This window comes from Actinoplanes octamycinicus (genome assembly GCF_014205225.1).
In the GTDB taxonomy this organism is placed as follows: Bacteria; Actinomycetota; Actinomycetes; order Mycobacteriales; family Micromonosporaceae; genus Actinoplanes; species Actinoplanes octamycinicus.
This window is the reverse complement of the sequence record NZ_JACHNB010000001.1, coordinates 5,683,997-5,710,502: the sequence shown is the minus strand read 5'-3', so window position 1 is coordinate 5,710,502 and position 26,506 is coordinate 5,683,997. Positions and strand designations below refer to the sequence as shown.

Annotated in this window: 25 protein-coding genes; 7 read left to right on the top strand and 18 right to left on the bottom strand. The window is 72.1% G+C overall.

Going from position 1 to position 26,506, the window contains the following annotated elements; genetic code table 11:
- Positions 1-53: 53 nt before the first annotated feature.
- On the bottom strand, positions 54-950 hold the full coding sequence (locus tag BJY16_RS25015) for a LysR substrate-binding domain-containing protein (protein WP_185042006.1): 897 nt from the start codon (positions 948-950) through the stop codon (positions 54-56).
- 70 nt (positions 951-1,020) lie between these two features.
- On the opposite strand from BJY16_RS25015, the gene BJY16_RS25010 reads away from it, so the two are divergent.
- The 4 genes from BJY16_RS25010 to BJY16_RS47425 all read left to right on the top strand — a co-directional run bounded on the left by BJY16_RS25010 (position 1,021) and on the right by BJY16_RS47425 (position 5,894).
- Positions 1,021-2,196, top strand: coding sequence for a thiolase family protein (locus BJY16_RS25010; RefSeq protein ID WP_185042005.1), 1,176 nt, complete (start codon positions 1,021-1,023; stop codon positions 2,194-2,196).
- A complete protein-coding gene (locus tag BJY16_RS25005; protein WP_185042004.1) occupies positions 2,193-2,852 on the top strand; it encodes a 3-oxoacid CoA-transferase subunit A in 660 nt (219 codons plus the stop codon). Before BJY16_RS25010 ends, BJY16_RS25005 begins: the two co-directional genes overlap by 4 nt.
- Positions 2,849-3,490: a 3-oxoacid CoA-transferase subunit B gene (locus BJY16_RS25000; RefSeq protein ID WP_185042003.1), complete on the top strand. Its 642-nt coding sequence runs from the start codon at positions 2,849-2,851 to the stop codon at positions 3,488-3,490. Before BJY16_RS25005 ends, BJY16_RS25000 begins: the two co-directional genes overlap by 4 nt.
- Before the next feature lie 67 nt (positions 3,491-3,557).
- Positions 3,558-5,894 carry a DUF459 domain-containing protein gene (locus tag BJY16_RS47425; RefSeq protein ID WP_239177007.1) on the top strand — a complete coding sequence of 779 codons (2,337 nt, stop codon included), beginning with the start codon at positions 3,558-3,560 and terminating at the stop codon, positions 5,892-5,894.
- Between the two features lie 139 nt (positions 5,895-6,033).
- Here the strand turns inward: BJY16_RS47425 and BJY16_RS24990 are convergent, their stop codons facing one another.
- The 6 genes from BJY16_RS24990 to BJY16_RS24965 form a co-directional block, all read right to left on the bottom strand.
- The gene (locus BJY16_RS24990) at positions 6,034-7,134 is read right to left on the bottom strand and encodes an N-acetylglucosamine kinase (protein WP_239177005.1); all 1,101 of its coding nucleotides are present in this window, start codon (positions 7,132-7,134) and stop codon (positions 6,034-6,036) included.
- A gap of 170 nt (positions 7,135-7,304) precedes the next feature.
- Positions 7,305-8,561, bottom strand: coding sequence for a family 4 glycosyl hydrolase (locus BJY16_RS24985; protein WP_185042002.1), 1,257 nt, complete (start codon positions 8,559-8,561; stop codon positions 7,305-7,307).
- Positions 8,558-9,424 carry a carbohydrate ABC transporter permease gene (locus BJY16_RS24980; RefSeq protein WP_185042001.1) on the bottom strand — a complete coding sequence of 289 codons (867 nt, stop codon included), beginning with the start codon at positions 9,422-9,424 and terminating at the stop codon, positions 8,558-8,560. The genes BJY16_RS24985 and BJY16_RS24980 overlap by 4 nt, the downstream gene beginning before the upstream one ends.
- Positions 9,421-10,347, bottom strand: coding sequence for a carbohydrate ABC transporter permease (locus tag BJY16_RS24975; RefSeq protein WP_185042000.1), 927 nt, complete (start codon positions 10,345-10,347; stop codon positions 9,421-9,423). The genes BJY16_RS24980 and BJY16_RS24975 overlap by 4 nt, the downstream gene beginning before the upstream one ends.
- Positions 10,348-10,350: 3 nt before the next feature.
- Positions 10,351-11,658 carry an ABC transporter substrate-binding protein gene (locus tag BJY16_RS24970; protein ID WP_185041999.1) on the bottom strand — a complete coding sequence of 436 codons (1,308 nt, stop codon included), beginning with the start codon at positions 11,656-11,658 and terminating at the stop codon, positions 10,351-10,353.
- A gap of 19 nt (positions 11,659-11,677) precedes the next feature.
- Positions 11,678-12,841, bottom strand: coding sequence for an ROK family transcriptional regulator (locus BJY16_RS24965; protein WP_185041998.1), 1,164 nt, complete (start codon positions 12,839-12,841; stop codon positions 11,678-11,680).
- Between the two features lie 181 nt (positions 12,842-13,022).
- Between BJY16_RS24965 and BJY16_RS24960 the strand changes: the two genes are divergently transcribed.
- Positions 13,023-13,820: a chitosanase gene (locus tag BJY16_RS24960; protein WP_239177003.1), complete on the top strand. Its 798-nt coding sequence runs from the start codon at positions 13,023-13,025 to the stop codon at positions 13,818-13,820.
- Here the strand turns inward: BJY16_RS24960 and BJY16_RS24955 are convergent.
- The 8 genes from BJY16_RS24955 to BJY16_RS24920 form a co-directional block, all read right to left on the bottom strand.
- Positions 13,813-14,130, bottom strand: coding sequence for a C40 family peptidase (locus BJY16_RS24955; protein WP_185041996.1), 318 nt, complete (start codon positions 14,128-14,130; stop codon positions 13,813-13,815). The genes BJY16_RS24960 and BJY16_RS24955 overlap by 8 nt on opposite strands.
- Before the next feature lie 66 nt (positions 14,131-14,196).
- Complete coding sequence (locus tag BJY16_RS24950; RefSeq protein ID WP_203758922.1) at positions 14,197-15,432, bottom strand: ABC transporter permease; 1,236 nt, start codon at positions 15,430-15,432, stop codon at positions 14,197-14,199.
- Positions 15,429-16,094 carry an ABC transporter ATP-binding protein gene (locus BJY16_RS24945; protein ID WP_203758920.1) on the bottom strand — a complete coding sequence of 222 codons (666 nt, stop codon included), beginning with the start codon at positions 16,092-16,094 and terminating at the stop codon, positions 15,429-15,431. Before BJY16_RS24945 ends, BJY16_RS24950 begins: the two co-directional genes overlap by 4 nt.
- Positions 16,091-17,299, bottom strand: a complete 1,209-nt coding sequence (locus tag BJY16_RS24940) for a peptidoglycan-binding protein (protein ID WP_185041995.1) — start codon at positions 17,297-17,299, stop codon at positions 16,091-16,093. Before BJY16_RS24940 ends, BJY16_RS24945 begins: the two co-directional genes overlap by 4 nt.
- Positions 17,289-18,200, bottom strand: a complete 912-nt coding sequence (locus tag BJY16_RS24935) for a hypothetical protein (RefSeq protein WP_185041994.1) — start codon at positions 18,198-18,200, stop codon at positions 17,289-17,291. Before BJY16_RS24935 ends, BJY16_RS24940 begins: the two co-directional genes overlap by 11 nt.
- Before the next feature lie 94 nt (positions 18,201-18,294).
- Entirely contained in the window at positions 18,295-18,687 is a 393-nt protein-coding gene (locus tag BJY16_RS24930; protein WP_185041993.1) for a hypothetical protein, read from the bottom strand.
- Between the two features lie 133 nt (positions 18,688-18,820).
- Complete coding sequence (locus BJY16_RS24925) at positions 18,821-19,636, bottom strand: AfsR/SARP family transcriptional regulator (RefSeq protein ID WP_185041992.1); 816 nt, start codon at positions 19,634-19,636, stop codon at positions 18,821-18,823.
- Between the two features lie 213 nt (positions 19,637-19,849).
- Positions 19,850-21,418, bottom strand: coding sequence for a bifunctional AfsR/SARP family transcriptional regulator/alpha/beta hydrolase (locus tag BJY16_RS24920; protein WP_239177042.1), 1,569 nt, complete (start codon positions 21,416-21,418; stop codon positions 19,850-19,852).
- Positions 21,419-21,486: 68 nt separating this feature from the next.
- On the opposite strand from BJY16_RS24920, the gene BJY16_RS24915 reads away from it, so the two are divergent.
- Both BJY16_RS24915 and BJY16_RS24910 read left to right on the top strand, forming a co-directional pair.
- Positions 21,487-22,824, top strand: a complete 1,338-nt coding sequence (locus BJY16_RS24915; RefSeq protein ID WP_185041990.1) for an FAD-binding oxidoreductase — start codon at positions 21,487-21,489, stop codon at positions 22,822-22,824.
- Positions 22,821-23,711 carry an NmrA family NAD(P)-binding protein gene (locus tag BJY16_RS24910; protein ID WP_185041989.1) on the top strand — a complete coding sequence of 297 codons (891 nt, stop codon included), beginning with the start codon at positions 22,821-22,823 and terminating at the stop codon, positions 23,709-23,711. Before BJY16_RS24915 ends, BJY16_RS24910 begins: the two co-directional genes overlap by 4 nt.
- A gap of 228 nt (positions 23,712-23,939) precedes the next feature.
- Here the strand turns inward: BJY16_RS24910 and BJY16_RS24905 are convergent, their stop codons facing one another.
- The 3 genes from BJY16_RS24905 to BJY16_RS24895 form a co-directional block, all read right to left on the bottom strand.
- Positions 23,940-24,377 (bottom strand): hypothetical protein, encoded by a 438-nt coding sequence (locus tag BJY16_RS24905; RefSeq protein WP_185041988.1) that lies wholly within the window; start codon positions 24,375-24,377, stop codon positions 23,940-23,942.
- Positions 24,378-24,712: 335 nt separating this feature from the next.
- Complete coding sequence (locus BJY16_RS24900; RefSeq protein WP_373873427.1) at positions 24,713-25,603, bottom strand: carbohydrate ABC transporter permease; 891 nt, start codon at positions 25,601-25,603, stop codon at positions 24,713-24,715.
- Positions 25,600-26,505 (bottom strand): carbohydrate ABC transporter permease, encoded by a 906-nt coding sequence (locus tag BJY16_RS24895; protein WP_185041987.1) that lies wholly within the window; start codon positions 26,503-26,505, stop codon positions 25,600-25,602. Before BJY16_RS24895 ends, BJY16_RS24900 begins: the two co-directional genes overlap by 4 nt.
- Between the last annotated feature and the right edge of the window lies 1 nt (position 26,506).

The following is a 26,506-nucleotide window of genomic DNA, read 5'->3' as shown; positions in this document are numbered from 1 at the left end:
GTACCGGACATCAGCCTCCGGAAGGGAAGCGCGCCTCGCGCGTGCCCGCGGACCTAATCGCGACCGGACTCGGAACAGCGGATCACGATGTCGGCGACCTGGCGGACCGCACGCGAGGTCTCGCCGGTCCGGGTGGCGATCGCCAGGTCGATGGTGGGGGCGTCGGTGAGCAGCACATAGGCGACGCCCTCCAGGTCGAGGCTGCGGACCGCCTCCGGGACCAGGGCGACGCCGAGACCCGCGGCGACGAAGACGACCAGGGTCGCGGTCTCCCCCACCTCCATGATCGAAGTCGGTCGGAAGCCGGCCGCGGCACAGGCGGCCAGGACGTGCTCGTGCACCGAGGAGCGGTGGCCGGAGAAGTGCATGACGAACGGGTCCGGAGCCAGCTCGGCCAGGTCGACGCGCTCACGATCGGCCAGGTCGTGCCAGTCGGGCAGGACCGCGATCAGCCGCTCCGAGCGCAGCACCCGGACGTCGATCTCCGGGCGGGCCAGTCCGTCCGGGCGGAACACCACCAGGTCATAGGTGCCGTCGACGAGCCCGTCCAGCAGCGCCGGGCTGAGCAGCTCGCCGTGCAGCTCCAGACGGACGTCCGGGAGCAGGCGGCGAACCTCGCGAGTGGCCTGCGGCAACAGGTCGTAGGTGGCGGTGCCGATGAAGCCGACCGACACCCGGCCGGCGTGCCCGGAGGCGACCATGGACATGTCGGTGGCGGCCCGCTCGACCGAGCCGAGCACCGCCCGGGCGTGCTCGGCGAACCGCTGGCCGGCCTCGGTCAGCTCGACCCGGCGGGTGGTCCGGCTGACCAACTCCACCCCGAACTCCCGCTCCAGCTGCTTGATCTGCTGGGACAGGGCCGGCTGGGCGATGTGCAGGCGCTCGGCGGCGCGACCGAAGTGCCGCTCCTCGGCGAGCGCGGCGAAAGATCGCAGGTGCCGCAGTTCCATGCATTGAGGCTATCAATCGAGTCGGATTCAGTATTGGCCTTGATCGGTGGGGCGGGCCTAGGTTGGACGCATGACTTCCGCTTTCCTGTACGCCGCGGCGCGCACACCGTTCGGCCGTTTCGGCGGCGCCCTCGCCGAGGTCCGCCCGGATGACCTGGCCGCCACCGCCCTGCGGGGTGTGCTGGCCACCGCGCCCCGCCTGGACCCGGCCGCCATCGGCGACGTGGTGTGGGGCTGCGCCAACCAGGCGGGTGAGGACAATCGGAATGTCGGGCGGATGGCCGTGCTGCTCGCCGGGCTGCCGGTGTCGGTGCCGGCCACCACGGTCAACCGGCTGTGCGGCTCGTCGCTGGACGCGGCGATCATCGGGTCGCGGGCCATCGAGTCCGGCGACGCCGACGTGGTGGTGGCCGGCGGCGTCGAGTCGATGACCCGTGCCCCGTGGGTGATGCCGAAGCCGTCCCGGGCCTTCCCGGCCGGCAACGTGACCGCGGTGTCCACCACGCTGGGCTGGCGGCTGGTCAATGACAACATGCCGAAGGAGTGGACGGCCTCGCTGGGCGAGTGCAACGAGATGCTCGGCGAGAAATTCTCCATCTCCCGGGAGCGGCAGGACGCCTTCGCCGCGCGGTCACACAATCTGGCGGCCGCGGCCTGGGATGAGGGCTTCTACTCGGATCTGGTGGTCCCGGTCGGCGATCTCACCCGCGACGAGGGCATCCGCCCGGACAGCAGCACCGAGAAACTGGCGAAGCTGAAACCGTCCTTCCGCCCTGCCGGGACCATCACCGCCGGCAACGCCTCCCCGCTCAACGACGGTGCCTCGGCCGTCCTGCTGGGCAGCGAGGCGGCCGCCGAGCGGATCGGCAGCGCCCCGATCGCCCGGATCGCCGGGCGCGGCGTGTCCGCGATCGAGCCGCAGATGTTCGGCTACGCGCCGGTCGAGGCCGCCGAGCGGGCCCTGGCCCGGGCCGGCATCACCTGGGACGACGTCACCGCCGTCGAGCTGAACGAGGCGTTCGCGGTGCAGTCGCTCGCCTGCCTCGACGCGTGGAACATCGACCCGGAGATCGTCAACGCCAAGGGCGGGGCGATCGCCATCGGTCACCCGCTCGGCGCGTCCGGCGGCCGGATCCTCGGCACCCTGGCCGCCCGGCTCAAGGAGTCCGGTGGCCGCTGGGGCGTCGCGGCGATCTGCATCGGCGTCGGCCAGGCCCTCGCCGTGGTCCTGGAGAATGTGGCGTGACCGCGAAGATCTGCGACAGCACGGCCGAGGCGGTCGCCGGGATCCGGGACGGGTCGACCGTGCTGATCGGCGGGTTCGGCATGGCCGGGATGCCGGTCGAGCTGATCGACGCGCTGATCGAGCAGGGCGCCACCGACCTGACCGTGGTGTCGAACAACGCCGGTAACGGGGACACCGGCCTCGCCGCGCTGCTCGCCAAGGGCCGGGTGCGCAAAATGATCTGCTCGTTCCCACGGCAGGCCGACTCCTGGGTGTTCGACGGTCTCTACCGGGCCGGGAAGATCGAGCTCGAGGTGGTCCCGCAGGGCAACCTGGCCGAGCGGATGCGGGCGGCCGGGGCCGGGATCGGCGCGTTCTACTGCCCGACCGGGGTGGGGACGCCGCTGGCCGAGGGCAAGGAGACCCGGGTGATCGACGGCCGGACCTATGTCCTGGAGTTCCCGATCAAGGGGGACGTCGCGTTGATCGGGGCGTACCGGTCGGACCGGATGGGCAACCTCGTCTACCGCAAGACCGCGCGGAACTTCGGTCCGGTGATGGCGACCGCCGGATCGCTGGTGATCGCGCAGGTCCACGAGGTGGTGGAGACCGGCACGCTCGACCCGGAAGTGGTCGTTACCCCGAGCATCTACGTCGACCGGGTGGTGGCGGCATGAGCCTGAACAAACACGAGATGGCCGCGCTGGTGGCCCGGGACATCGAGCCCGGCTCGTTCGTCAATCTGGGGATCGGGCAGCCGACCCTGGTCGCCGACCACCTGCCGGCCGACGCGGGCATCGTCCTGCACACCGAGAACGGCATGCTGAACATGGGCCCGGCCGCGGTCGGCGACCAGATCGACCCGGACCTGACCAATGCCGGGAAGGTTCCGGTGACCGAGCTGCCCGGCTCGGCGTATTTCCACCATGCCGACTCGTTCGCGATGATGCGCGGCGGGCACCTCGACGTGTGCGTGCTCGGCGCGTTCCAGGTGTCGGCGGCCGGCGACTTGGCGAACTGGCACACCGGCGAGCCCGACGCGATCCCAGCGGTCGGCGGGGCGATGGACCTCGCGGCCGGGGCCAAGAGCGTCTACGTGATGATGACGCTGTTCACCAAGGACGGGACGCCGAAACTGGTGCCCGAGTGCACCTATCCGCTGACCGGGCTGCGGTGCATCAGCCGGGTCTACACCGACCTGGCCACCTTCCTGATCACCGACGAGGGCGTCGTGGTGCGGGAGACGTTCGGGATCACGGTCGAGGAGCTCAGCTCGCGGTTGGAGGTGCCCTTGCGGCAAGCCCAGCCGGCGTGACCGGCGGCGGGAGTTGGGGGGGTGATCGGCCCGGTTTATCCCGGAGCGGGAGTGGTATCCGCGCGACGTGTGGGAATACCGCCCGGCGCTGGACGGCGTCCGCGCCCTCGCCGTCACCGCAGTCCTGCTGTTCCACGCCGGGGTCCCCGGCACGGACGGCGGGTTCCTGGGCGTGGACGCGTTCTTCGTGCTATCCGGGTTCCTCATCACGTCGCTGCTGCTGGCCGAACACCAGCGGAGCGGGCGGATCGATCTCGGACGGTTCTGGCTGCACCGGGCCCGTAGGCTGCTGCCCGCGCTGCTGGCCATGCTGGTCGCCACAGTCGTCACCGCACGCTTCCTGTTGGACAGTGACGCCCTCGGTCTGCTGCGGGCGGATGCCTGGGCCGCGCTCGGCTATGCCGCCAACTGGCGGATGATCTTCCGTGGCACCGGCTACCTGGCCGCGACCGCCGCGCCCTCCCCGCTGCAACACACCTGGTCGCTGGCGATCGAGGAGCAGTTCTACCTGGTCTGGCCGCTGCTGGTCGCCGGCGTGCTGATCTGGCTCGTGCACCGCCGGGCGCGCGCCGTCCTGGTCGCCCTGTGCGTCACCGGGGCGGTCACCTCGCAGGTGCTGTGCGCACTGCTCTACCAGCCATCCGGGATCGGCCGCGCCTACTTCGGCACCGACACCCGCGCTCAAGCGTTGCTGATCGGCGCGGTCGCCGCGCTGCTCACGGCCCCCGCCGCGACAGCATCAACCCCTCCCCGGTACGTCGGCGCGCCCACCGCGAGATCAACCCTGTCCCGGTACGCCAGCGCGCTCACCGCGAGATCAACCCGGCCCCGGCACGCCAGCGCGCTCACCGCCAGACCAACCCGGTCCCGGTACACCAGCGCGCTCACCGCGAGATCAACCCGGCCCCGGTACACCAGCGCGCCCGCCGCGAGATCGACTCGGTTCCGGTACGCCGGCGCGCTCGCGTGGGCCGGCGTCGGCGGCACGGTCGTTCTCTGGCACACCGCCTCTGAACACTCGGCATGGCTCTACCGGGGTGGCCTCACGCTTGCCGCACTCGCTGCCGCGGCTGTCATCGTCGACGTGGTCCGGCATCCCCGAGGTCTGCTCGCCCGGCTGCTCAGCGTGCCGCCCCTCGTGCGGCTCGGGCGCATCTCCTACGGGGTCTATCTGTGGCACTGGCCGCTGTTCACCTTCGTCACCACCGACCTGACCGGACTGTCCCGCTGGCCGCTGCTGGCCGTCCGGCTGGCCGGCACCCTGGCCGTCGCCGTTGTCAGCTACCACCTCGTCGAACAGCCGGTCCGGCACGGCGCACTCGGTCGGCTGCTGCCCCGGCGGGTACCAGCGGCAGCCACCACGGCGACGGTCGCCGCCGTCGCCGTCGCGATCGGCTGGTGCACTGTCACGCCCGCCGAGCCGGCCACCGCCGCGGCACCGATCGTCATCGCCCCGCTCGACGCCCCCGCCCAGCCGGGCCTGAATCCCGGGACCGCCTCGCACGCCCGCCCGAACGGCGACATCGAGCCCGCCGCACAGGGGCGCCCGAGCGGCGACCCCGGACCTGCCTCACAAGACCGCCCGAGCGGCGACGCCCGGCCTGCCCCACAAGACCGCCCGAACAGCGACCCCGGACCTGCCCCACAAGACCGCCCGAGCGGCGACGACCCCGGACCTGCCCCACAAGGCCGCCCGGCGCCGATCGACCGGCCGGGACGCCCGCCCGGCCGGGAGCCGCGGGTCACCTTCCTCGGCGACTCGGTGTCCTGGACGATCGGCAGCTACCTGCCGGAGCACCCGGGCATGTGGACCAGCGTCCGGGCGATTCAAGGCTGCGGCATCGCCACCCTGCCGGAGATCCTGCAGCTGGGCAGCCCGCACACCAACTATCCGGGCTGCACCTCCTGGCCGCGGCGCTGGCAGCGCGCGGTCGACCGGGACAACCCGGACGTGGCGGTTGTCGAGCTGAACCGCTGGGAGCTGATGGACCGCCGCTACCAGGGCCGCTACCAGCATGTCGGCGAACCCGCCTACGACGACTACCTGATCGGGCAGTTGGAGCGGGCGGTCCGCGTGGCCGGTTCGCGCGGGGCCGCCGTCGCCCTGCTGACCGCCGCCTACACCCGCCGTGCGGAACGCCCGGACGGCGGCCTCTACCCGGAGGACCGCCCGGAGCGCGTGGACGCCTGGAACCGCCTCCTCCACCGGGTCGCCGACCGCCACCCCGGCACTGTCACGGTCCTCGACCTCAACGCCGTGACCTGCCCGGACGGCAAGTTCACCTGGCACGTCCGCGACGTCCGGATGCGCAGCGACGGCCTGCACTTCACCCCGTCCGGCGTCCAGCGAGTCATCGCCCCATGGCTGCTACCCCGACTCGCCGCCCTGGCCGCCGGCCGCTGACGACTACCGGCCGCCGACGACTACCGGTGGCTGACAACTACCGGTCGCAGACGACTACCGCCTACTGACGACCACCGGTCGCTAACGACTACCGGTCGCTGACGACCACCGGTTGCTGACGACCACCGGTTGCTGATGACTACCCGGCGGTGGAGTTGGCCGGCCGGGGCTGGTGCCGCGTGACGGCTTGGCGGAGGGCGTGTTCGGCGGGTGGCAGCGCGCCTAAGGCATCCAGCGCCAGCAAGGCCGCGCCGGCTACCGGCGGGGTGGACAGGACCGTGACCTCGACGAGCGGGGCCTGGGCTTGGGCGCCCGCCAGCACCTGGTCGTGGAGTTGGGGATGGCGGGCCTGGAGGACGCCGCCGCCCAGGACCAGGGCGTGCGGGCGGGCGAGCAGGTCGAGGCGGGTGGCGGCGACACGGTGCTGGGCCAGGATCTCGCGGGCCTGGCGGGTGATCAGGGTGGACGCCACGTCGTCGCCGGTCGCGGCTACCTCGAAGAGCAGCGGGGTGAGTTCCGGGATGCGGGTCATCGGCAGGTCGCCCAGGTGCAGGGCGATGCTCACCGCCTCGACCGTCGGCAGGCCGAAGTGGGCGGCTACCGCGGCGGACAGCGCGGTGGGCCGGCCCCGGCCGTCCTCGCCGCGGGCGGCCGCGCGCAGCGTGTAGTCCGCCAGGTCGTGGCCGCCGCCCCAGTCACCGGAGATCGGGCCGAGAGCGACGAACCGGGCGGTCCGGCCGTCCGCGGCCCGGCCGACGCAGTTGTTGCCGGCGCCGCAGACCACGGTGACCGCGTCCGGCATCGAGGTGCCGGCCCGCAGCAGGGCGAAGCAGTCGTTGTCGACCTGGGTGTGCCGGGCCCAGCCTTGCGCGGCGATCGCCTCCCGCAGCCGGGTTACCTCGATCGGCAGGTCGGCGCCGGCCAGGTAGACCGCGATCGCGTCGACCGGGAGGTCCGCGGGCAGCCCGGCCTGCGCGTACGCCGCGGCGATCAGCTTGCCGAGCACCTCGATCGTGCCGGGCAGCCCGATGTTGTGCGGGGAGGAGGTGCCGCCGCGGACGACGGCGAGCACCCGGCCGGACGTGTCCCCGAGCAGCACGTCGGTCTTCGAGTTCCCCCCGTCGACGGCCAGGAACAGAGAGCCGACCGCCCGGGACAAGGAGCCAGCAGCGGCCGCCCGGGAAGAGGGCCGAGCGAAGCCGTCGGCCGCCAAGGACAGGTCGCCGGCTGCTGGAGACACGTCGCCAACCGCCGCAGGACCATCGACCGCCGAGGACAGACCGTTGGCCACCGGAGGGCCATCGACCGCCGAGGACAGACCGTTGACCGCCGCAGAGCCGCCGACCGCCGGAGAGCCGAGCACCGGGGACAAGCCATCGACGGCCGGGAGACCCCCCTCGTCGACCGTGCTCATCGGGCCCACGCGAGATGCTCACGCCCGGCCGCGATCAACCGGTCGGCGAGCGCGTCGGCCCGCGAGTGCTGCCCGATCAGCGGGTGCGCCAGCAACGCCCGGTAGACCCGGTCCCGGCCACCGCGCAGGGCGGCGTCGAGCGCGAGTTCCTCGTACCCGTACACATGGGAGATGAGACCGGCCAGATCGGGCGGGACCGCCGCGACCGGCAGCGGATCCGGGCCGCGCAGGCCCGCCCGGGCCGACACCTCGATGACCGCCGAGTCGGGCAGGAAGGGCAGCGTGCCGTCGTTGCGCACGTTGACCGAGTGGACCGCCGTGTCGTCGAGCCCGAACAGCGATCCGAGCAGCCCGACCGCCGCCTCCGAGTAGTAGGCACCGCCGCGTTCGCCGAGCAGCGCCGGCTTGGTGGTCAGCGTGACGTCCCGGTACATGTCGAGGAGGATCGCTTCGATCTCGGCGACCCGCTGCCCGCGGGTCCGCTGCCCGAGGCTTTCCCGTACGTGCTCGTCGTGCTTGTAGAAGTAGGAGAGGTAGTACGACGGCACCGCCCCGAGCATCGTGATGATCTCCGCCGGCACGTCCACCATATCCGAGATTTCGGACAGGTGTGCGCCGAGCAGGTCCGGGAGCCGGTCCACGCCGTCGACATAGGCGGCCCTCTCCCACGTCAGATGGTTGAGACCGACGTGGTCCAGAACCACCGCCCCGGGATCGACACCGAGGTGACCGGCGAACCGGCGCTGGAACCCGATCGCCACGTTGCACAGCCCGACCGCCTGGTGCCCGGCGTCCAGCAGGGCACGGGTCACGATCCCCACCGGATTGGTGAAGTCGACGATCCACGCCCCCGGCTTCGCCCGGTCCCGGATCCGCGCCGCGACGTCCAGCATCACCGGCACCGTCCGCAGCGCCTTGGCCAGCCCGCCCGCCCCGGTCGTCTCCTGCCCGACGCAGCCGCAGTCCAGCGGGAACGTCTCGTCGCTGATCCGCGCCCGCTGCCCGCCCACCCGCAGCTGGATGACCGCCGCGTCGGCGTCGGTGACCCCGGCGTCCAGGTCGGACGTCCAGGTCACCTTGCCGGGATGCCCGTAGTGGGCGAAGATCCGGGCCGCGAACGCGCCGACCACGTCGAGGCGCTCGGCGGCCGGGTCGATCAGGACCAGCTCGGAGACCGTGGTGCCGAGCCGGGCGAACCCGTCGACCAGCTCCGGGGTGTAGGTGGATCCACCACCGATGACCGCGATTTTCAACCCTTGAATCCTGTCAGCGTGATGCCCTGCACGAACGCGCGCTGGGCGAAGAAGAAGATGATGATCAGTGGCGCCATGGCCAGCACGGTGGCCGCGGTGACCAGGTTCCAGTCGACGTGGTGGACGGTGCGGAACGACGCCAGGCCCAGCGACAGGGTCCAGGAGCTCTCGTTCTCGCTGGTGTAGAGCAGCGGCCCGTAGTAGTCGTTCCAGCAGTAGAAGAACTGGAAGAGGCCGGCCGCCGCGATGCCGGGACGGGCCATCGGCAGCACCACGCGCAGCAGGGTGCGCCACTCGCCGCAGCCGTCCACCCGGGCCGCGTCGAGGTATTCGCTCGGGATGGTGAGCAGGAACTGACGCAGCAGGAAGATGCAGAACGCGTCACCGAACAGGGCCGGGATGATCAGCGGGGCGAGCGAGCCGGTCAGGCCGTAGCGGGCCCACATCAGGTAGAGCGGGACGGTGACCACCTGCGGCGGGAGCATCATCACGCAGATCACCACGAGGAACAGCGCGTTGCGGCCGCGGAACTTGAGCTTGGCCAGGGCGTACGCGGCCGGGACGCTGGACAGCAGGGTGAGCGCGGTGGCGGTGCCGGCGTAGAGCACCGTGTTGAGCAGGTAGTGCGGCAGCGGGGTGGCCTCGAAGACCTTGAGGTAGTTCTCCGGGTGCCAGGTGTTCGGCCAGTAGTCGCTGGTCAGCGCCTGATCGCTGGTCATCAGCGAGAGCAGCACCAGGTAGACGACCGGGGTGACGAACATGACCGCGAGGGCGATCGCGATGCTGTGCCGGGCGATCCAGGCGAGCCGGATGCGCCGGCGTTCCACGGCCGCCGTCAGCGGGCGGTCCAGCGCGAGAGTCACGATTCCTCCCCGGAGAACGCCTTGGCGCGGCGCAGCAGGATCACGGTGACCGCCAGGGCGACCACGAACAGGGCGATGGCCAGGGCGTTGGCGTAGCCGAGCGCGCTGTAGCGGAAGCCGATGGTGTAGAGCCAGAGCGGATAGGTGAAGGTGGAGCCCTCCGGGTAGCCGAAGGACTGCGAGATGCCGGCGCCGACGGTGGCCTGCCCGCTGGCGATCGAGCCGGCCACCGCCGCCTGGTCGAAGTACTGCAGCGTGTAGATCACGCCGGTGACCGCCGCGAACAGGATCACCGGCCGGATCGACGGCAGCGTGATCGACCGGAATCGGTGCCAGGCGTTCGCGCCGTCCAGCGACGCGGCCTCGTAGAGGCTCTCCGGGACGCCGAGCACCGCCGCCAGGAAGATGATCATCAGGTCGCCGATCGCCCACAGGCCGAGCAGGACCAGCGACGGCTTGGCCCAGGCCGGCGAGTTGAACCAGAGCGGGCCGTCGACGCCGATCATCTCGAGGAGATGGTTGACCGGGCCGGTGCCCGGCTTGAGCAGGTAGACGAACGCGATGGTGGCGGCCACCGGCGGAACCAGGGCGGGCAGGTAGTAGATCGTACGGAAGACGCCTGCTCCTCTTTTGAATCGCACCAGGAGCATGGCGAGCCCGATCGCGCCGAGGATCCGGACCGGGACGAAGACCACCACCATCCACAGCGTGTTGCGCACCGCCTGGAGCAGGAACGGGTCGTCCGCCATGTGCCGGTAATTGTCCAGCCCGACCCATTGCGGCACGGAGAGCAGATCGAACTTGGTGAAGGAGAAATAGATCGCGGAGAGCAGCGGATAGAGGAAGAAGATGCCGATGCCGAGCAGTGCGGGGGCGAGGAAGGAGAAGGTGACCAGGCCCCGGCGCAGGCGGACCGCGTCCACCGGTCAGCCGCCCAGCGACATGACGCTGTTGATCTGCTGGTCGGCGGTGGCCAGACCCTGATCGAGGTCGGTCACCTTGCCGGACTGGTAGCTGGTCAGGAACTGCCCGAAGGTCTCCTGGTAGGCCGGGCCGGAGGCGGACGGCGGGGAGGTCTGCGAGTTCGGGTTGTTGAAGATGTCGATGAACGCCTTGAAGTCCGGGTCGGCGTTCAACGACGGGTCGGCGATCGCCCTCGTCGTGGTCGGCACGTTCTTGAGCAGGCCGGCCAGCTTGATCACCGCCGTGTCGTTCGTGGTGAGGTACTTGATCAGCTCCCAGGCCGCCTCCGGGTTCTTGGCGTTCTTGGAGATGCCGACGATGTTGCCGGTGACGTAGCCGCCCCCGTAACGGGCCGGGTCGGTGGTCGGGAGCGGCGCTACGCCGTACCGCAGATTCGGACTTTGATCTTTGAGGAAGGCCAGGCGGTACTCGGCGTCGATGTTGATCGCCACCTGGCCCTTCTGGAACGCGTTGTCGGCGCTGAACTCGTCGCCGAGGCTGGCCTTGAACTTCGTCAGATTGTCGTAGCCGTACCAGTCGACCAGGTCCTTCTGCCAGCTGATCAGGGCCTTCCAATTCGGGTCGCTGCCGACCGCGCTCTTGCCGTCCTCGGTCAGCCACTTGGCGCCGGTGGCCGGCGCGAGATGCGCGGCCGCGTTCTCGTAGAAGTCGTAGAGCGGCAGGAACCCGACGGTCTTGAGGGACCCATCGGCATTTTTGACGGTCAATTTCTTCGCGTACGCGGTGAGCTCGTCGAGTGTCTTCGGCGGCCCGGCGAGCCCGGCCTTGGCGAACAGGTCCTTGTTGTAGTACATCCCGTACGCGTCGGCGAGGAACGGCATGGCACACCGTTTGCCGTCGAATTCGGTGTACGACCGGGTCGTCGCGTTGAGCTCAGCGAGGTCCACCTTGTCCCGCTCGATGTACGGCTTCAGGTCGACCCACGCCCCGGAGGAGCAGAACTTGCCGACGATGTCGGTGGAGTAGGAGAGCCCGACGTCCGGCCCGTTCCCGGCGCCGATCGCCTGGGTGACCTTGGAGTCGTCCTGGCCGGGTTTGACGGTCACCTTGATGTTCGGGTGGCTGTTCTGGAAGTCGGTGATCACCTGCTGGATGGCGTCCGCCTCCCGCTCGGTGAAGAAGTGCCACAGCTCGACGGTCCCGGAGACCTGCGTGCCCGGGTCGGCGATCTTGTTCTCCTTCGGCGCCGGGGTGCAGGCGGCGGCCAGCAGAACGGTGGAGGTCAGGGCAAGAAGGGTCCTTTTGTTCACGGTGCGCCTCACAGAACAGTCAGCTTTCGCGGATGGCGGTGATCAGGGCCTCGCGGACCGCGGCGAGACCGGCGTCGAGCGCGCCGAGCAGGGTCGCGTCGTCGTCGAGGGTGGTGGCCGCGACCGGGCACTCCAGCGGGGCGGCCCGGCGGAACGCCTCGTTCACGGCGGTGAGCAGCGGGGCACCGCCGGCCTGGGCGGTCGGGCCGGCGAGCACCACGAGGGACGGGTCGAGCACGGCGACCACGGCGGCCAGGCCGACCACGACCCGGTCGGCGAAGGCGGCGATGAACTCCGGCGACTCGGCCGCCGCGGTGGCGACGATCGCGGCCGGGTTCTCGCCGGTGATCCCGTGCTCGTGGGCCAGCTCCAGGATCGCGCCGCCGCCGAACAGGTCCTGCAGGTCGAGCTTGCGGTTGGGCGAGTGCAGCGGCAGGTAGCCGATCTCACCGGCCGCGCCGCGGGTGCCGCGCAGCAGGGTGCCGTTGATGTCGATGGCCAGACCGAGGCCGTCCTGGCCGAGCCAGAGCAGGGCGAAGTTCTCCGCGTCGTGGGCCGCGCCGCGCCGGCGCTCGGCGACCGCGGCCAGGTTCACGTCGTTGTCGACGCTGACGTCGGTGCCGAGCGCGGCGGCGATCTCCGGGACCAGGCCGGGGCGGGCGAACCCGGGCACGTCGACGAGCCGGATGGTCTCGGTCCGCGGGTCGTAGGCGCCGGGCACGCTGAGGTGCACGTGGCGGATCCGGTCGGCGGGGACCGCGGCCTGCTCCCGCAACCGCGCGACCACCTCGGTCAGCGTGCTGACCGGGTCGGCGGTGAGGAAGTCGACCCGGGACTCGAAGCGGGCACGGACCGCGCCGGTCAGGTCGCAGAGGGCGGCGGCGATCGACGGGGTGCCGCTGGTGCCGACGTCGCGCACCGAGACCGCGACGGCGTAGGCGGCGTCCGGGTTGGCGGCGTAGATCTCCGCGTTCGGCCCCGGCTTGCCGCTGCTGTGCCCGACCACGGTGACCAGGCCGGCGTCGGTCAGCCGGCGCAGCACCTCGGAGATCGTCGGCATCGAGAGTGCGGTGAGTTTGCGCAGGTCGGAGCGGGTGAGCAGGCCCGGGTCGAGCAGGTGCCCGAGCGCCGCGCTCTCGTTCATGGCGCGCAGCAGCTTGGACGAGCCGGCCAGACGGGTCATCGGGCGCTCCCTTGATTGATAGGCAAACTGACTAACAGTTCGCTCATCCTGGTCTCGCGCATCGACCCGTGTCAAGGGCGCTCCGGGGTGCGATCTTACCGATCGACCCCTATTGATAAATCAAGTTAACAGTCGTAGCGTCGCTCCCCATCCCGTCGTCCCCCCACGGATGGAGAGCGCCATGAAACGCGCCAGAACCCTCACCTATGCCACGATCGGCCTGCTCATCTCCGGCCTGGCCGTGGCCGTCGGGCTGCTGCCGGCCAGCGCCGGAACCGCCCCGAAGAACCTGGACGACCCGGTGAAGAAAGACGTCGCCATGCAGATCGTCTCGGCCGCCGAGAACTCGTCGCTGAACTGGCGCGCGCAGTTCGCCTACATCGAGGACATCGACGACGGCCGCGGATATACCGCGGGCATCATCGGTTTCTGTTCCGGCACCGGCGACATGCTCGACCTCGTCGAGGCGTACACCGCCACCAAACCGTCGAATGTGCTCGCCCGGTATCTGCCCGCGCTGCGCCGGGTGAACGGCACGGATTCGCATTCCGGGCTCGACCCGAACTTCACCCGGGACTGGCGGACGGCGGCCGCCGATCCGGTCTTCCGGGCTGCTCAGGAGGCCGAACGGGACCGGGTCTACTTCACCCCGTCGGTGCGCGACGGAAAGGCGGACGGGGTACGGGCGCTCGGCCAGTTCGCCTATTACGACGCGGCGGTGATGCACGGTTACGAAGGGATGCGCGCCATTCGCAGCCGGGCCCTGCGCAAGGCGAAACCGCCGGCCCAGGGCGGCGACGAACGTACCTGGCTGAACACTTTCCTGAACGAGCGGGTGGCCGAGATGAAGAAGGAGGAGGCGCATTCGGACACCTCACGGGTGGACACCGCCCAGCGCGTTTTCCTGAACAACGGCAATTTCGACCTGAACACCCCGCTCGACTTCAAGGTCTACGGCGACCCGTTCCACATCAACTGACCTCCCGGGCCTCGCTGAGCCGGGTGTCGGCGCAGGCCCGGTCCGGCTCGGAGACGTGGAGCGCCCGGGGCAGGTCCAGGGCAAGCGCCACGTGGTAGAGCACGCCGGTGTCCGGCCTGGTGAGTGGCACCAGGTCACCGGGCCGGGCCTCGGCGGCGGACAGACCGGCGCTGACGCCGGCCATGTCCCGGGCGTCGCGCGGGATCCGCACGCCGTGGCGGCGGAAGACCGCGTGGAGCAGCCCGGAGCAGTCGTGGCACCCCGGACGCGAGGCGATCCCGGCTGCGGACCGCCGCGCGCCTCCCGGCACGGGCTGGTTGTCAGGGGTGCCTCAAGGGCCTTGAGGCACCCCTGACAACCAGCCCAGGTCCGCGGGTCAGCGGCGCAGGGCGTCGGCGGGCTCGATCCGGGACGCGCGCCACGCCGGGTAGAGGCCGGCCAGCAAGCCGGTGGCGGCGCCGACCAGCGGGGCGGGCAGCACCGTGGCTGAGTGCAGGATCGGCGTCCAGTCCCGCCACAGCGCGACCGCGACCACGGCGGCGACACCCAGGCTGGTGCCGATCAGGCCACCGACCAGGCCGAGGGTGCCGGACTCGGCGAGGAAGTGGACGGCCACGTGTCGCCGGCGGGCGCCCAGCGAGCGGCGCAGGCCGATCTCGCCGACCCGTTCCAGGACCGCGACCAGGGTGGTGTTCGCGATCCCGACCGCGCCGATCACCAGGCAGACCGCGGCCAGGGCCAGGAACAGCGTGCCCAGGTCGGTGTTCACCCCCTCGCGCAGCTGGCGCGGGTCGGGCGGGGTGACCACCTTGAACCGGGCCGGGTCCTGCGGCCGCAGTGCCAGCGGCGCCTCCGCCCCGACCTGCTGGGCCGCGCCGATCTCGGTGTCGATCATCGCCTGGACGGACATGCTGCCGCCGACCGGCGGGTCGCCCCAGACCGCCCGTGCCGTGCCGGCCGGCAGCACCACGCTCAGCAGGGTGTCGGCCTTGCGGTCCACATCGTCGACGATCCCGATGACGGCGAACGGCGCCCCGCCGATGAAGACTGCCGGCTGGTCGTCCACCCAGGTGACGCCGAGCCGGCCGGCGGCGCCGGAGCCGAGCACCACGACCCGCTCGCCGGTGCGGTCGTGCCAGGCGTCGAAGAGCCGCCCGGCGGCGAGGTGCGCGTGGATCGCCCGCAGGTATCCCGGGGAGGCGGCCAGCACCCGGAGCTGCTCGCCGGGGTCCTCCGCGGACGCGCGGCGGGCGGCGACCCGGCCCACGTCCGGCACCTCCCAGAAGACCCCGGCGTCGCGCACCCCGTTCAGCGCGGCCAGCCGCTGCTCGGCGTCGGCCGGGAATGCCTGCTCGGCGCCGGCCGCGGCCTGTTCGGCGCCGTCCTGCACGACCACCTCGGTGGCCACCAGCGCGGTGAACCGGCTGCTGATCTGCCCCTCGACGGTGCTGGTCAGGCCGAGCACGGTGACGAATGCGGCGACGCCGAGCAGGGTGCCCAGCACGGTCAGCGCGGCCCGCCCGGGCCGGGCCAGCATGCCGGCGACCGCCTCGTCCACCACGTCGGCCAGCCGGAGCCGGGTGGCCGGGACCACCGATGGCGTCCGCCTCACCGCAGGATCCCGTCCTTGATCAGGACCGAGCGGTGCGCCCGGCCAGCCACCTGCTGATCGTGGGTGACCATCAGCACGGTCAGGCCGCCGTCGTTCAGCTCCTCGATCAGGGCGAGCACGGCGGCCGCGCTGGCGCTGTCCAGGTTGCCGGTCGGCTCGTCGCAGAGCAGCAGCGACGGCCGGTTCACCAGGGCCCGGGCGATCGCCACCCGCTGCGACTCGCCGCCGGAGAGGTGGCCGGCGCGAGCGTGCGCGCGGTGGGTCAGCCCGACCCGCTCCAGCGTCTCCAGCGCCAGGCCGGCCCGGGCCGGCCTGGCCACCCCGGTGTAGACCATCGCCATCGTCACGTTCTCCACCACCGAGCGGTGCCGGAGCAGGTGGAACGACTGGAACACGAAACCGATGCGCCGGCCGCGCAGCGCGGTCCGGTCCCGCTCGGGCAGGGTGGCGGTGTCGATGCCGTCGAGGCGGTACACGCCGGCGGTCGGCCGGTCGAGCAGCCCGACCACGTTGAGGAAGGTGGACTTGCCGGAGCCGGACGGGCCGGTCACCGCCACGTACTCGCCGGCGCCGACGACCAGGTCGGCGGCGCGCAACGCCTGCACCGGCGGCGGGCCGGGATAGGCCCGGGTCACACCGGCGAACTCGACGACCGGCGTCACCCGGTGCCGTCCAGGCCCGTGCCACCGGTCCGCTCGCCGACCACGACCTGGTCGCCCTCGGCCAGTCCGACGCCGTCGACCTCGACGTATCCGCCGGCCGACGCGCCGGTGCGCACGGTCACCGGCTCCCGCCGGTCGCCGCGCACCCGCAGCACCCGGGTGCCGCCGTCGGCCGCCGAGAAGATCGCCGACACCGGCACCACCAGGACGTCCTCGCCCGTGGTGGCGGACGTGACGGTGAGCCGTACGTCCTGGCCGGCGAACGAGGCCGGCAGCGTGCCGGTGGCGCTGATCGTGATCGGGTGGCCGGTCTCCGAGCCCTCGCCCTGGCGCAGCTCGCCGATCGTGGTCACCCGGCCGGGCGCCTTCGTGCCGCCGGTCTCGTCGAAGATCTCCACCGGCATGCCGGGCTCGACCAGTTCCCGGTCGGCGGGCGGCAGCGTGCCTCGCACCACCAGGTCACCGACCGACAGGGTGAGGACCGGTCCGGTCACCTCGGCGCCCAGGGTGGCCTGGACCGCGGCCACCCGGGCCGGCAGCGTCTTGACGAAGTAGACCTCGCTCATCGGCAGGTAGACCTGCTTGGCGGGGGTGACGGCCGGTGCGCTCGCGCTGGCCGACGGGGCCGGGCCCGGTGCCGCCGGCGCGTCCTCCAGCGGCGGGTCGTAGTCGCGGGCCTGGTACATCCGGCGGATCGCCCGCCCGGTCGAGGCGCCGAACACCCCGGCCCGGTCGCTGATCGCGTATCCGAGCTCGCGCAGCGCCGCCTGCAGCTGCTTCACGTCCGAGCCGGTCATCCCGGCGTGCACGTCCCGGTACGGCGGGACCCGCCCGGTCAGCGCGACGACCGGCCGCCCGGAGATCTCGGCCAGCACGCTGCCCGCGCCGACCCGCTCGCCGGCCTTGACCACGCGGCGGGAGATCACCGAGCGGCCGCTGCCGAGCACCGGCTTGACCTCGAGGGCCCGGTCCGGTTCCACGGTGCCGCGCAGCACCACGTCCTCGCGCAGGATCCGGCGTTCCACCGTCGCGGTGATCAGGCTCGGTGGCGGCGCGGCGGCCTCCGCGGCGGCCTGCTGCGGCGACTTGACGAAGGTGGACGCGCCCAGCCCGGCGAGCGCCATCACCACCGCGCCGGTGACCAGGCCGAGCAGGAACCGGCGCCGGGCGCGCAGCGGCGCCGGCGGCGGGGTGTCAGCGTCCACCCAGCACCGCCGCGGCGTTCTTCAACGCCTGCTGGGTGCCGGCGCGCACCGACTCCAGCCGCTCCAGGTCGCGCTCCACGATCTGCTGCTGGTAGGCGACCAGGATCGAGGTCATGGTGCCGAGATAGTTGAGCTTCTTCTTGCAGCGCACGTCGGCGACCGCGGTGTTCTTCTCCGCCGCGGTGGCTGGGGCGCTCTCGTCCTTCCACCACCGCTGGTCGTTGTTCGCGTCGTCCACGGTGTCGTACCGGTAGCCGGACTCGCGCATGCAGGTGCTCCAGCCGGCCATCAGGGCGACCGCCCGCTGGTCCGCGAAGGCGCGCGCTTTCGCGTCGTTGACCAGGTCCTGCAGCCACACGTCGTCGTCGGTGTTCCAGCCGACCTTGCGGTACCCCTCCCCCATGCAGCCCTCTTTCGGGATGTCCCGGTTGCCGGACTTGCCGGCCCGGTCGCCGAAGAGGATGAGTTCCTGGGCCGGGGTAGGGTCGGGGTTGTACTTCTTGTCATGTTTTGAGTAGAGCGCCGGATCCATGTGGTAGCCGAGCCGCGCCGCCTGCGCCTCGTCGACCAGGCCCAGGTCGTTGGTCCGGTCCCGGGAGGCGAGCAGCTTGAGCCGCTCGCCGGGGTTCCAGGTGATGCCGAAACGCTTCGTGCACTCGCTGGTCATCAGCTTCGAGGCGTAGTTCAGCTCGATGAACTCGTCCACCGTGGTGAGGTAGCGGTCCAGCGGCAGGCTGGCGCTGTTCAGGCTGGACACGGTGGGCGAGGCGGTCACGGCGGGCGGCGACAGTGGCGCGCCACCGGGGTGCCGGGTCTCGGCCGGGCTCGGCGAGCCGCCGCCGGAGCAGCCTGCGGTCGCCAGGAAGCCGACCGTCAGTGCGGTCGTGACAAGTCGTTTCATGCGGTCGGTCTCACCCTGTCCACTGGTCCGTGCGTCGTCGAGGTGCCGGGCAGGGGCGACGGGCGCCACCCCTGCCCGGACGTCCGGTGCTGGCTCAGCACTCCCAGTAGAGCGAGGAGACCCGGTCTTCCCGTTCGGCCGGGAGGCCGGCGCCCTTGCCCGGCAGGTGCCTGACCTTCCAGCCGCTGGCCGAGGCGCCACCGGCGTTCTGGCCGAACACGGCGGTGCAGGAGACACCCTGGTTGTGCAGGCCCGCGGCGGAGTCGTTCAGCGGCGGACCCTCGCCGTACTGCGAGGTGTCCGGGTAGTAGTTGTTGGAGAAGTTGGTGTCGGTGCCCTCGTAGTCCCAGCGCGGACCTTCGAAGTAGTCCCAATCGAAGACGCAGGCCTCCGAGGACTCACATTTCGCGTTGAAGTTGGTGTTGGCGGACGCCGGCATCGCGGTCCCGAAAAGAACCGCGCCGGACACGAACCCGGCCGCCGCCACCCCCCGAGACCAGCGCAGTGTCGAACTGCTCGGTGACAATTCGCCTCCTATCCCTGGCGGAGCCGACCGGCTCCGATGCTGAGAAGCCTGCGGCTGCGGCGTAGTTTGCAAGGTCATTCCGGCGTAAGTCACGTCAGGCGATGTCGCGATGACGCCGGGTGACCAGGTCCAGCAGCCGATCCGCCGCGCAGGTGCCGTTGAGCAGTTCCCGCTGCAGGGTGTCCAGGCCGGCCGCGTGCAGGCCGGTCTCCTCGACCAGGTTGCGGCGGGCCCGCCAGAAGGTGACCGTGGTGGCCTCGACGAGCCGTCCGCTGAGTGCCTCGGCGACCATGAGCTGCAGCCAGAACCGTTCCCGCTTCGGATACAGCTCGGCCAGCTTGCGGGCCCGGGGCAGCACGTGCTCGGCGCGGCCGGAGATCAGGCCGCCCAGCACCACCATCTCCTCCGCCTGGCAGCGCTGCTCCTCCAGATAGGCCGCCTCGGCCCGGAGATGCCGCACGCCGGCCACGTCCGGCATCGCCTCGGTGCCCCGCCAGAGACCGAGCGCGGCCCGGGCCAGCCGGAGGGCGGCGGGCACGTCCCGGGACAGCGACTGTCCGGCCTGGCCGAGCAGCGCCCGGAACCGGTAGGCGTCGACGGCGCACCCGTCCGGCGCGATCCGGTAGCCGGCCGAGCCGGTGGTCAGGATCCGCCCGGCGCCGTCGCGCAGCGCGCCGCGCAGCATCCGGATGTGCGAACGCACCATCTGCGGCGCGTGCGACGGCGTGCCGTCGTCGCCCCAGATCCAGCGCACCAGCTGCCCGGTCGGCACCGGCCGGCCAGTCGCCGTGACCAGCAGCGCGAGCACTTTGCGGCACTGCAGTTGCAGCTCGACCCGGACGCCGTCGGGGTGGACGAGTTCGACCGGGCCGAGCAGCCGCACCTCAGGTCGCTCCCGATCAGCATCCATACCCGCCCCCGTCGTCACGCAGCCCCCGTGGCCGCGACATTCCAGAGTGGACAACGCCAAGGCGGTGATCTTAAGCGATGGAAGTTGATCTGTGGGGCTGTTCGAACCGGCTATGAGTACGGCCCGCGGCACCCGCCCTGACCGCCGCGCGAAGGGCAGCGGACGGGACCGGCGTACCGGAAACCGGTCTGACGCGGAACCGGGACGGACCCGTCACCGGGAGTCGGCGGTGAGGAAGGCGACCGCGTGGTCGACCAGCTCCGGTGAGTCGGTGAACCACAGGGCGTCGGTGCCGGCCGTGGTGCGCAGGCGGGCCTGCGGCAGGTGCTCGGCCAGGTGGTAGGCGTGGCCGACGTCGACGTTGAGGCAGTTGCGGCGGTGCAGGACCAGGGTCGGGGCGGTCACCTCGGGCAGGCGGTGGCGCAGGTCGGTGCCGGTGGCGACGGTGCGGATCGCGGTGGCGACCGACGGGCCGGCGGCGCGGCGGCCGATCCGGTTCCACCACTCGCGGAAGGCGGGGTCGGCGGCGACGCTGGGCGCGGCCTGGGCGACCGAGTCCACCCCGTGATCCGGGTCAGCCGGCGTCACCGTGTCACGGATCAGCGTCGCGGTGGTGCCGCTGTCCAGGCCGTACGGGTAGTCGGCGGCCCGGGTGTAGCGCGGATAGCACTGGGCCAGCACCAGCGACCGGACCCGCTCCGGGTGCCGGGCCGCGAACTCCAGCGCGATCAAGCCGGTGTCGAAGTTGGCGAACAGGTCGGCCCGGCCGATCCCCAGGGCGTCCAGCACCCGCTGCACGTCGTCGACCCACTGGTCCAGCGGTGACCGGGCCGGGTCGAGCGGGTCGGACAGGCCGATCCCGGATCGGTCCAGGCACACCACGGCGGCGTGCCCGGCCAGGGTGGCCAGCCCACCGCGCGCGTGCGGCTCGTCGAGCAGGCCGTCGATGGTGAGCATGGCCGGGTTCAGCACGAGCAGGTCCCGGCCGGTCGTGGAGAACCGGGTGTAGGCGGTGGAGCCGGCGTACCGGACCGGCACGGCGGCCGCGGGCGGCGCCGGGGCGCGCAGCACCTCGGCCTGCGCGTCGCGCAACGCGGCCGACGGGTCGAGGCCCATCTCGACCAGCGCGGCGCGGGCCGTGGCGACGGCCCGCAACGCCTCGGTCTGCCGGCCGGCCCGGTGCAGGGCCCGGACGTAGTGCACCCACAGCGGCTCGTCGAGCGGGTCGGCGGCGGTCAGCTGCTCCAGCTCGCCGAGCGCCGCGCCGGGGTCGGCGCCGGCCGCCAGGCAGCCCAGATGCTCCTGCACCAGCAGCCGCCGCTCCCGGTGCCAGCCCTGGCGCAGAGCGGCTGCCGCGGTGGTGTCCGGCAGCTCCGGCTCGCCGCACCACAGCTCACGCGCCTCACCCAGCACGGCGGCGGCCTCGTCCGGCCGGCCGTCAGCGAGCAGCCGGCGGGCCCGCGCTCGGGCGGCGGCGACCAGGCCGACGTCGGTGCGCCCGGCCGGCACGGCGAGCCGGTAGCCGTCCCGCCCGACCCGGTCCACGCCGGCCTCCGGGTCGGCGGCACGCAGCGCGGCCCGGATCCGGGACAGGTGCGCGCGGACCGTCTTGACCGCCGACGGCGGCGGATCGTCCCACAGCAGCCCGGCCAGCTCGTCCAGCCCGGCCGCGGCCGGGGCCCGCAGGGCCAGCACGGTGAGCAGTTCCCGCGCCTTGCGCTCCAGGCGCGGCGCGGCGACATCAGGGGCGTGCACGCCCGCCGTGCCGAGCACCCGCACCATCACGCGACTCAGCGTAGCCACATCCGGACCACATCCGGGCCCGGCCGGGGCGCGCCTAGCTTCGCCGCATGACCATCCACGACACTGTGCTGACCGGCGCCGTGTTCCGTCCCGGCGAGCCCGGCTACGACGAGCACCGCCTCGGCTGGAACCGGACCGTCGACTCGCGGCCCGCCCTGATCGTCGCCGCCGCGACCGGCGCCGACGTGCGTCTCGCGCTGCTCGCCGCCCGGGAACGCGGCCTGCCGCTCGCCGTCCAGGCCACCGGGCACGGCCTGATCGCCCCGGCCGACGGCGCGCTGTTGCTCAAGACGACCGCCCTCGACCAGGTGACGATCGACCCGGAACGTCGGACCGCCCGGGTCGGGCCGGGCGCGCGGTGGGCCGACGTGAACCGGGCCGCCGCCCGCTACGGCCTGGCCGGGCTGGCCGGCCGCTGCGGCACGGTCGGCGTCACCGGGTACACCCTCGGCGGCGGCCAGTCCTGGCTGTCCCGGACCTTCGGATTCGCGGCGGACAGCGTGCTGCGCGCCGACATCGTCACCGCGGACGGGGTCGCCCGGACCGTGTCCGCGGACGAGCATCCCGGCCTGTTCTGGGCGCTGCGCGGCGGCGGCGGGAACTTCGGGCTGGTCACCGCGCTGGAGTTCCGGCTCTATCCGGTGGCCCGGGTCTGGTGCGGGATGTCGTTCTACCCGATCGAGCGGGCCTTCGACACGCTCGCGGCCTACCGGGACTGGGCGCCGGGCGAGCCGGAGGCGATGAACACCGCCGTCCTGCTGCTCCGCGAGCCGGCTGCGGGCCGGCGGGTGCTGGCCATCCGCGCGTTCCACCACGGCGACGACGGCCGCCGGACGCTCGCCCCACTGCTGGCCGCGGCCGGGCCGCCGCTGGTGGACGCGTTCGCGGTGCGCGACTTCCCGGCCGCGAGCCAGGCCACGAACGGGCCGGACGCACCGCCGATGCCCAACCGGCAGGAGATCGAGATGCTGCCCGGCCTGCCGGACGACGTGCTGCACGCGGTCGTCGAGGCCGGGTCCGCCGACTCGCCGCTGGCCTTCGTCGACGTGCGGCACTGGGGTGGCGCGATGGCCGACCCGGGACCGGACGCCGGGCCGGCCGGGCACCGCGGCGTGCCGTTCTCGGTGCAGGGCGTCGCGGCCTACCTCTCCCCCGACCGCGGCCCGGTCGACGCGGCCCTGGACCGGCTCTCCGCCCGGCTGCGCCCGCACGCCACCGGTGGGCCGCTGCTCAGCCTGCTCACCGACCCGGCCCGGACCCGGGCGGCGTTCACCCCCAGCAACTACGCCCGGCTGACCGAGCTCAAGCGGACCTGGGACCCGGACGACGTCTTCCACCTGGGCCACCACATCCCGCCCGCCACCACTCGAAAGGATCTCCGATGAACCGCGTCCTGATCACCGGCGCCACCGGCAACGTCGGCGCCCACCTGGTCCGCGAGCTGCGGACCCGCTCCGCCCCGGTCCGGGCCCTGGTCCGCGATCCGACCGCGGCCGCCGCCCGGCTCGGCGACGCCGAACTGGCCCACGGCGACTTCGACGATCCGGCGTCCCTGCGGCGCGCCCTCGACGGCGTCACCCGGGTCTACCTGTGCGCCGCCGACGGCCCGCGCAAGGTCGCCCACGAGACCGCGGTGATCGACGCAGCCGCCGCGGCCGGCGTGGAGCGGATCGTGAAACTCTCCGCCCTGCACGCCGATCCCGCGTCGCCGCTGCCCGCCTATCGCTGGCACGGCGAGATCGAGGAACACCTGCACCGATGCGGCGTGCCGGCGGTGGTGCTGCGCCCGGCGTTCTTCATGACCAACCTGCTGATGGTCGCCGCCGGCGTGGCCCAGACCGGCACATTGGCCGCCCCGACCGCCGGCCGCCGCGCCGCGATGATCGACATCCGGGACGTCGCGGCGGTCGCCGCGGTGACCCTGCTGGCTGACCCGCACGCCGGCCACATCTACGAGCTGACCGGTCCGAAAGCGATCACGTTCGCCGAGGTGGCCGCCGCGCTCACCGCAGCCACCGGCCGCCGGATCACCTCACTCGACCTGACCGAGGAGCAGGCCCGCCCCCGCTTCGCCGCCGCCGCCCTGCCGGATTGGCTCACCACCCAGCTGGCCGGCGTCTTCGGCGTCCTCCGCGAGGGCGGCTTCGACCGGGTCACCACCGACGTACCGACCCTCCTCGGCCGTCCCGCCCGGGGCATAGCCGAGTTCGCCCACACCTTCGCCGACGCCTTCACCCCGCAGCCGACGCCCGCTTCCCCCGCAACCGCCTGAAACCATCCCCGCTGCCGCGACGCCGCCCGGTCTCTTCCGGATCCTTCTCCGGTACGACTGGGCGCCCCGTGGCAGTCGGCTCGCCAGGCTGCGGCCCACTCCGGGCCGCAGCGCGTGTCGTGCGGCCCGGCTGGGTGTCAGGGGTGTCTCAGCCGTCCCGAGACACCCCTGACACCCAGCCGGCGAACCGCAAGCCGCGCCACTACCGGCACTTGGCACTCGGGGTGGTCAGTGGCAGAGGACGAGCAGCTTCAGCTCCACGCTGCAGGAGGCGACGACGACCGCCGTGACGGCGAGGAGGGCGCGGGCGAGGATCGGGCCGGCTCTGCGGCCGTTCCAGGTGACCGGGAGGAGCTGCTCGACGATCACCGCCGTGCTCCACAGGAGCAGGAGGAGCAGGTAGACCAGGTCCCAGATGCCGTCGGAGAACGGGGTGCCGTTGCCGTTGCCGCCGTAGTTCGAGCAACCCCGCACGGTGGTGGCCGGCTGCAGGACCATCGTGAGATAGGTGAGCAGGCCGGCGCCGACCGACAGTGACCAGAAACCGGCCAGCGGGGTCCGGGGCTTGCTCAGCCCGGCGCGCTCGCCCTCGAAGAAGAAGATCGTCGGCTCCCGGATCGCGGTGTCAGGGCTGCCGATCCCATCACGCCCGCCCGAGATGATCAAATCCGCTTCGGTACGGCCGCCGCCCCGCCGTGGCACGCCGACGCCAGGTCGCTCCGGGGTCCGGACCGCAGCGCGCCCCCGGGTGCCGGCTGGTTCTCATGGGTGTCTCACGGGCCGTGAGACACCCATGAGAACCAGCCGAGGTCGGGGGGCGCGGCAAGGCCGTGAGCCGGGATCGCCTCGCGCGGGGTACGCACGGACGGGCGCTGCGGGCGTACCGGAAACCGGTCTGACCGGGAGGGAGCAGACCCGGCACCGGAAACCGGTCTGACCGTGAGAGAGCAGACCCGGCACCGGAAACCGGTCTGACCGTGAGGGAGTAGATCCGGCGGCGGTCAGCGGAGCTGGCCGGCGGCCAGGCCGGACTGGAACTGGCGGTGGAAGAGCAAGTAGGCGATGAGGACCGGGAGCATGGCGATGGTCATGCCGGCGAACAGGCCGCTGAAGTCGCCCTGGTAGCCCTCGTTGACGGCGAGGGCGGCCAGGCCCTGGGCGAGCACCCACTTCTGTTCCGCGCCGGAGCCCTGCATCAGGACCAGCGGGAGGATGTACTGGTTCCACTGGAAGAGGAAGTTGAAGATGCCGACGCTGACCAGGCCGGGGCGGGCCATCGGCAGCATCACCCGGAAGAACAGGCCGAAGTGGCCGCAGCCGTCGACCATCGCGGCTTCGGCGACCGAGGTGGGCAGGGTGCGGAAGAAAGCGGTCAGGAAGAAGACCGTGAACGGCAGCGAGTAGGCCGCGTAGACCAGGGTGAGGCCGGGCAGGGTGCCGAGCAGGCCCAGGTCGCGGACCACGAAGAAGAGCGGGACCAGGGCCAGGAAGACCGGGAACATCATGCCGCCGACGAAGGCGAAGTAGACGATCCGGCTGCCCCGGAACCGGTAGCGGGCCAGCACGTAGGCGGCCATCGCGCCGAACAGCATGGTGAGCACCAGCGCACCGGTGACCACGACGGCGCTGTTCAGGAAGTACCGGCCGATGTGCGCCTCGTTCCAGGCGCGCGCCCAGTTCGCCCAGCGCAGCTCGGACGGCAGGCCCCACGGGCTGGTGAGGATCTCGTTGTCGCTCTTGAACGAGCTGAGCACCGCCCAGAGGAGCGGGAGCGTGGTCAGCAGCGCCCAGCAGACCAGGAAAAAGTGAGAGATGAGCGGGAACGTCCGGCTCGGGGCCGGCGGCGCTTCCGCCGCTGTCTCCACCGGCGCCGGGGTCAGCACGGCCGTCACAACTCCACCCTCTCGCGCCGGGTCACCCGCAGGAACATCACGGCCACCGTCAAGGTCAGGAAGAACATCGCCACGCCGATCGCCGACGCGTACCCGAACTGCCCGTCCGCGAACGCGGTCTTGTAGAGCCGCAACCCGACCACGTCCGAGGACGAGCTGGGCCCGCCGTCGGTGACGATCTGCACGATGGCGAACCCGTCGATCGCGATGATCGCCAGGTAGACCCAGGCCACCTGGATGGTGTCCCAGACCAGCGGCACGGTGATCCGGACCAGGGTGGTGAGCCGGTTCGCGCCGTCCAGCAGGGCCGCCTCGTAGAGATCGCGCGGGATCGACTGCATGGCCGCGCCGAACAGCACGACGTAGAAGCCGACGTTCATCCAGACCAGCACGGCCAGCACGCACCAGAACGCGAACCGGGGGTCGCCGAGCCAGGCGACCGCCAGGCCGTCCAGCCCGGCGCCGCGGAGGAAACCGTTGATCAGGCCGGTGTTCGGGGCGTACATCTGCTTCCAGAGCACGCCGATGATGGCCACCGACAGCACCTGCGGGAAGAAGTAGACGACCCGATAGAACCCGGCTCCGCGGACGCCGTGCACGCCCACCCGGTCGGCGCGGCCGCCCACACTGATCATCGAGGCGAAGAAGAGCCCGAGCACGATCGTCGCCACCGGCAGCAGCACGAGCAGCAGCCCGTTGTGCCGCAGCGCGGTCCAGAAGTATCCGTCGTCCAGCAGCCGCGCGAAGTTGTCCAGCCCGACGAAGTCATACGTCGGGGACAGCCCGCTCCAGTTCGTCCCGGCGATCGGGAACGCCTGCGCGTACGGCGAGACCACGAAGATGCCGTAGAGCAGCAGCGGCGGGAGCAGGAAGACGGCGATGAACAGCCGCTTGCCTCGCACG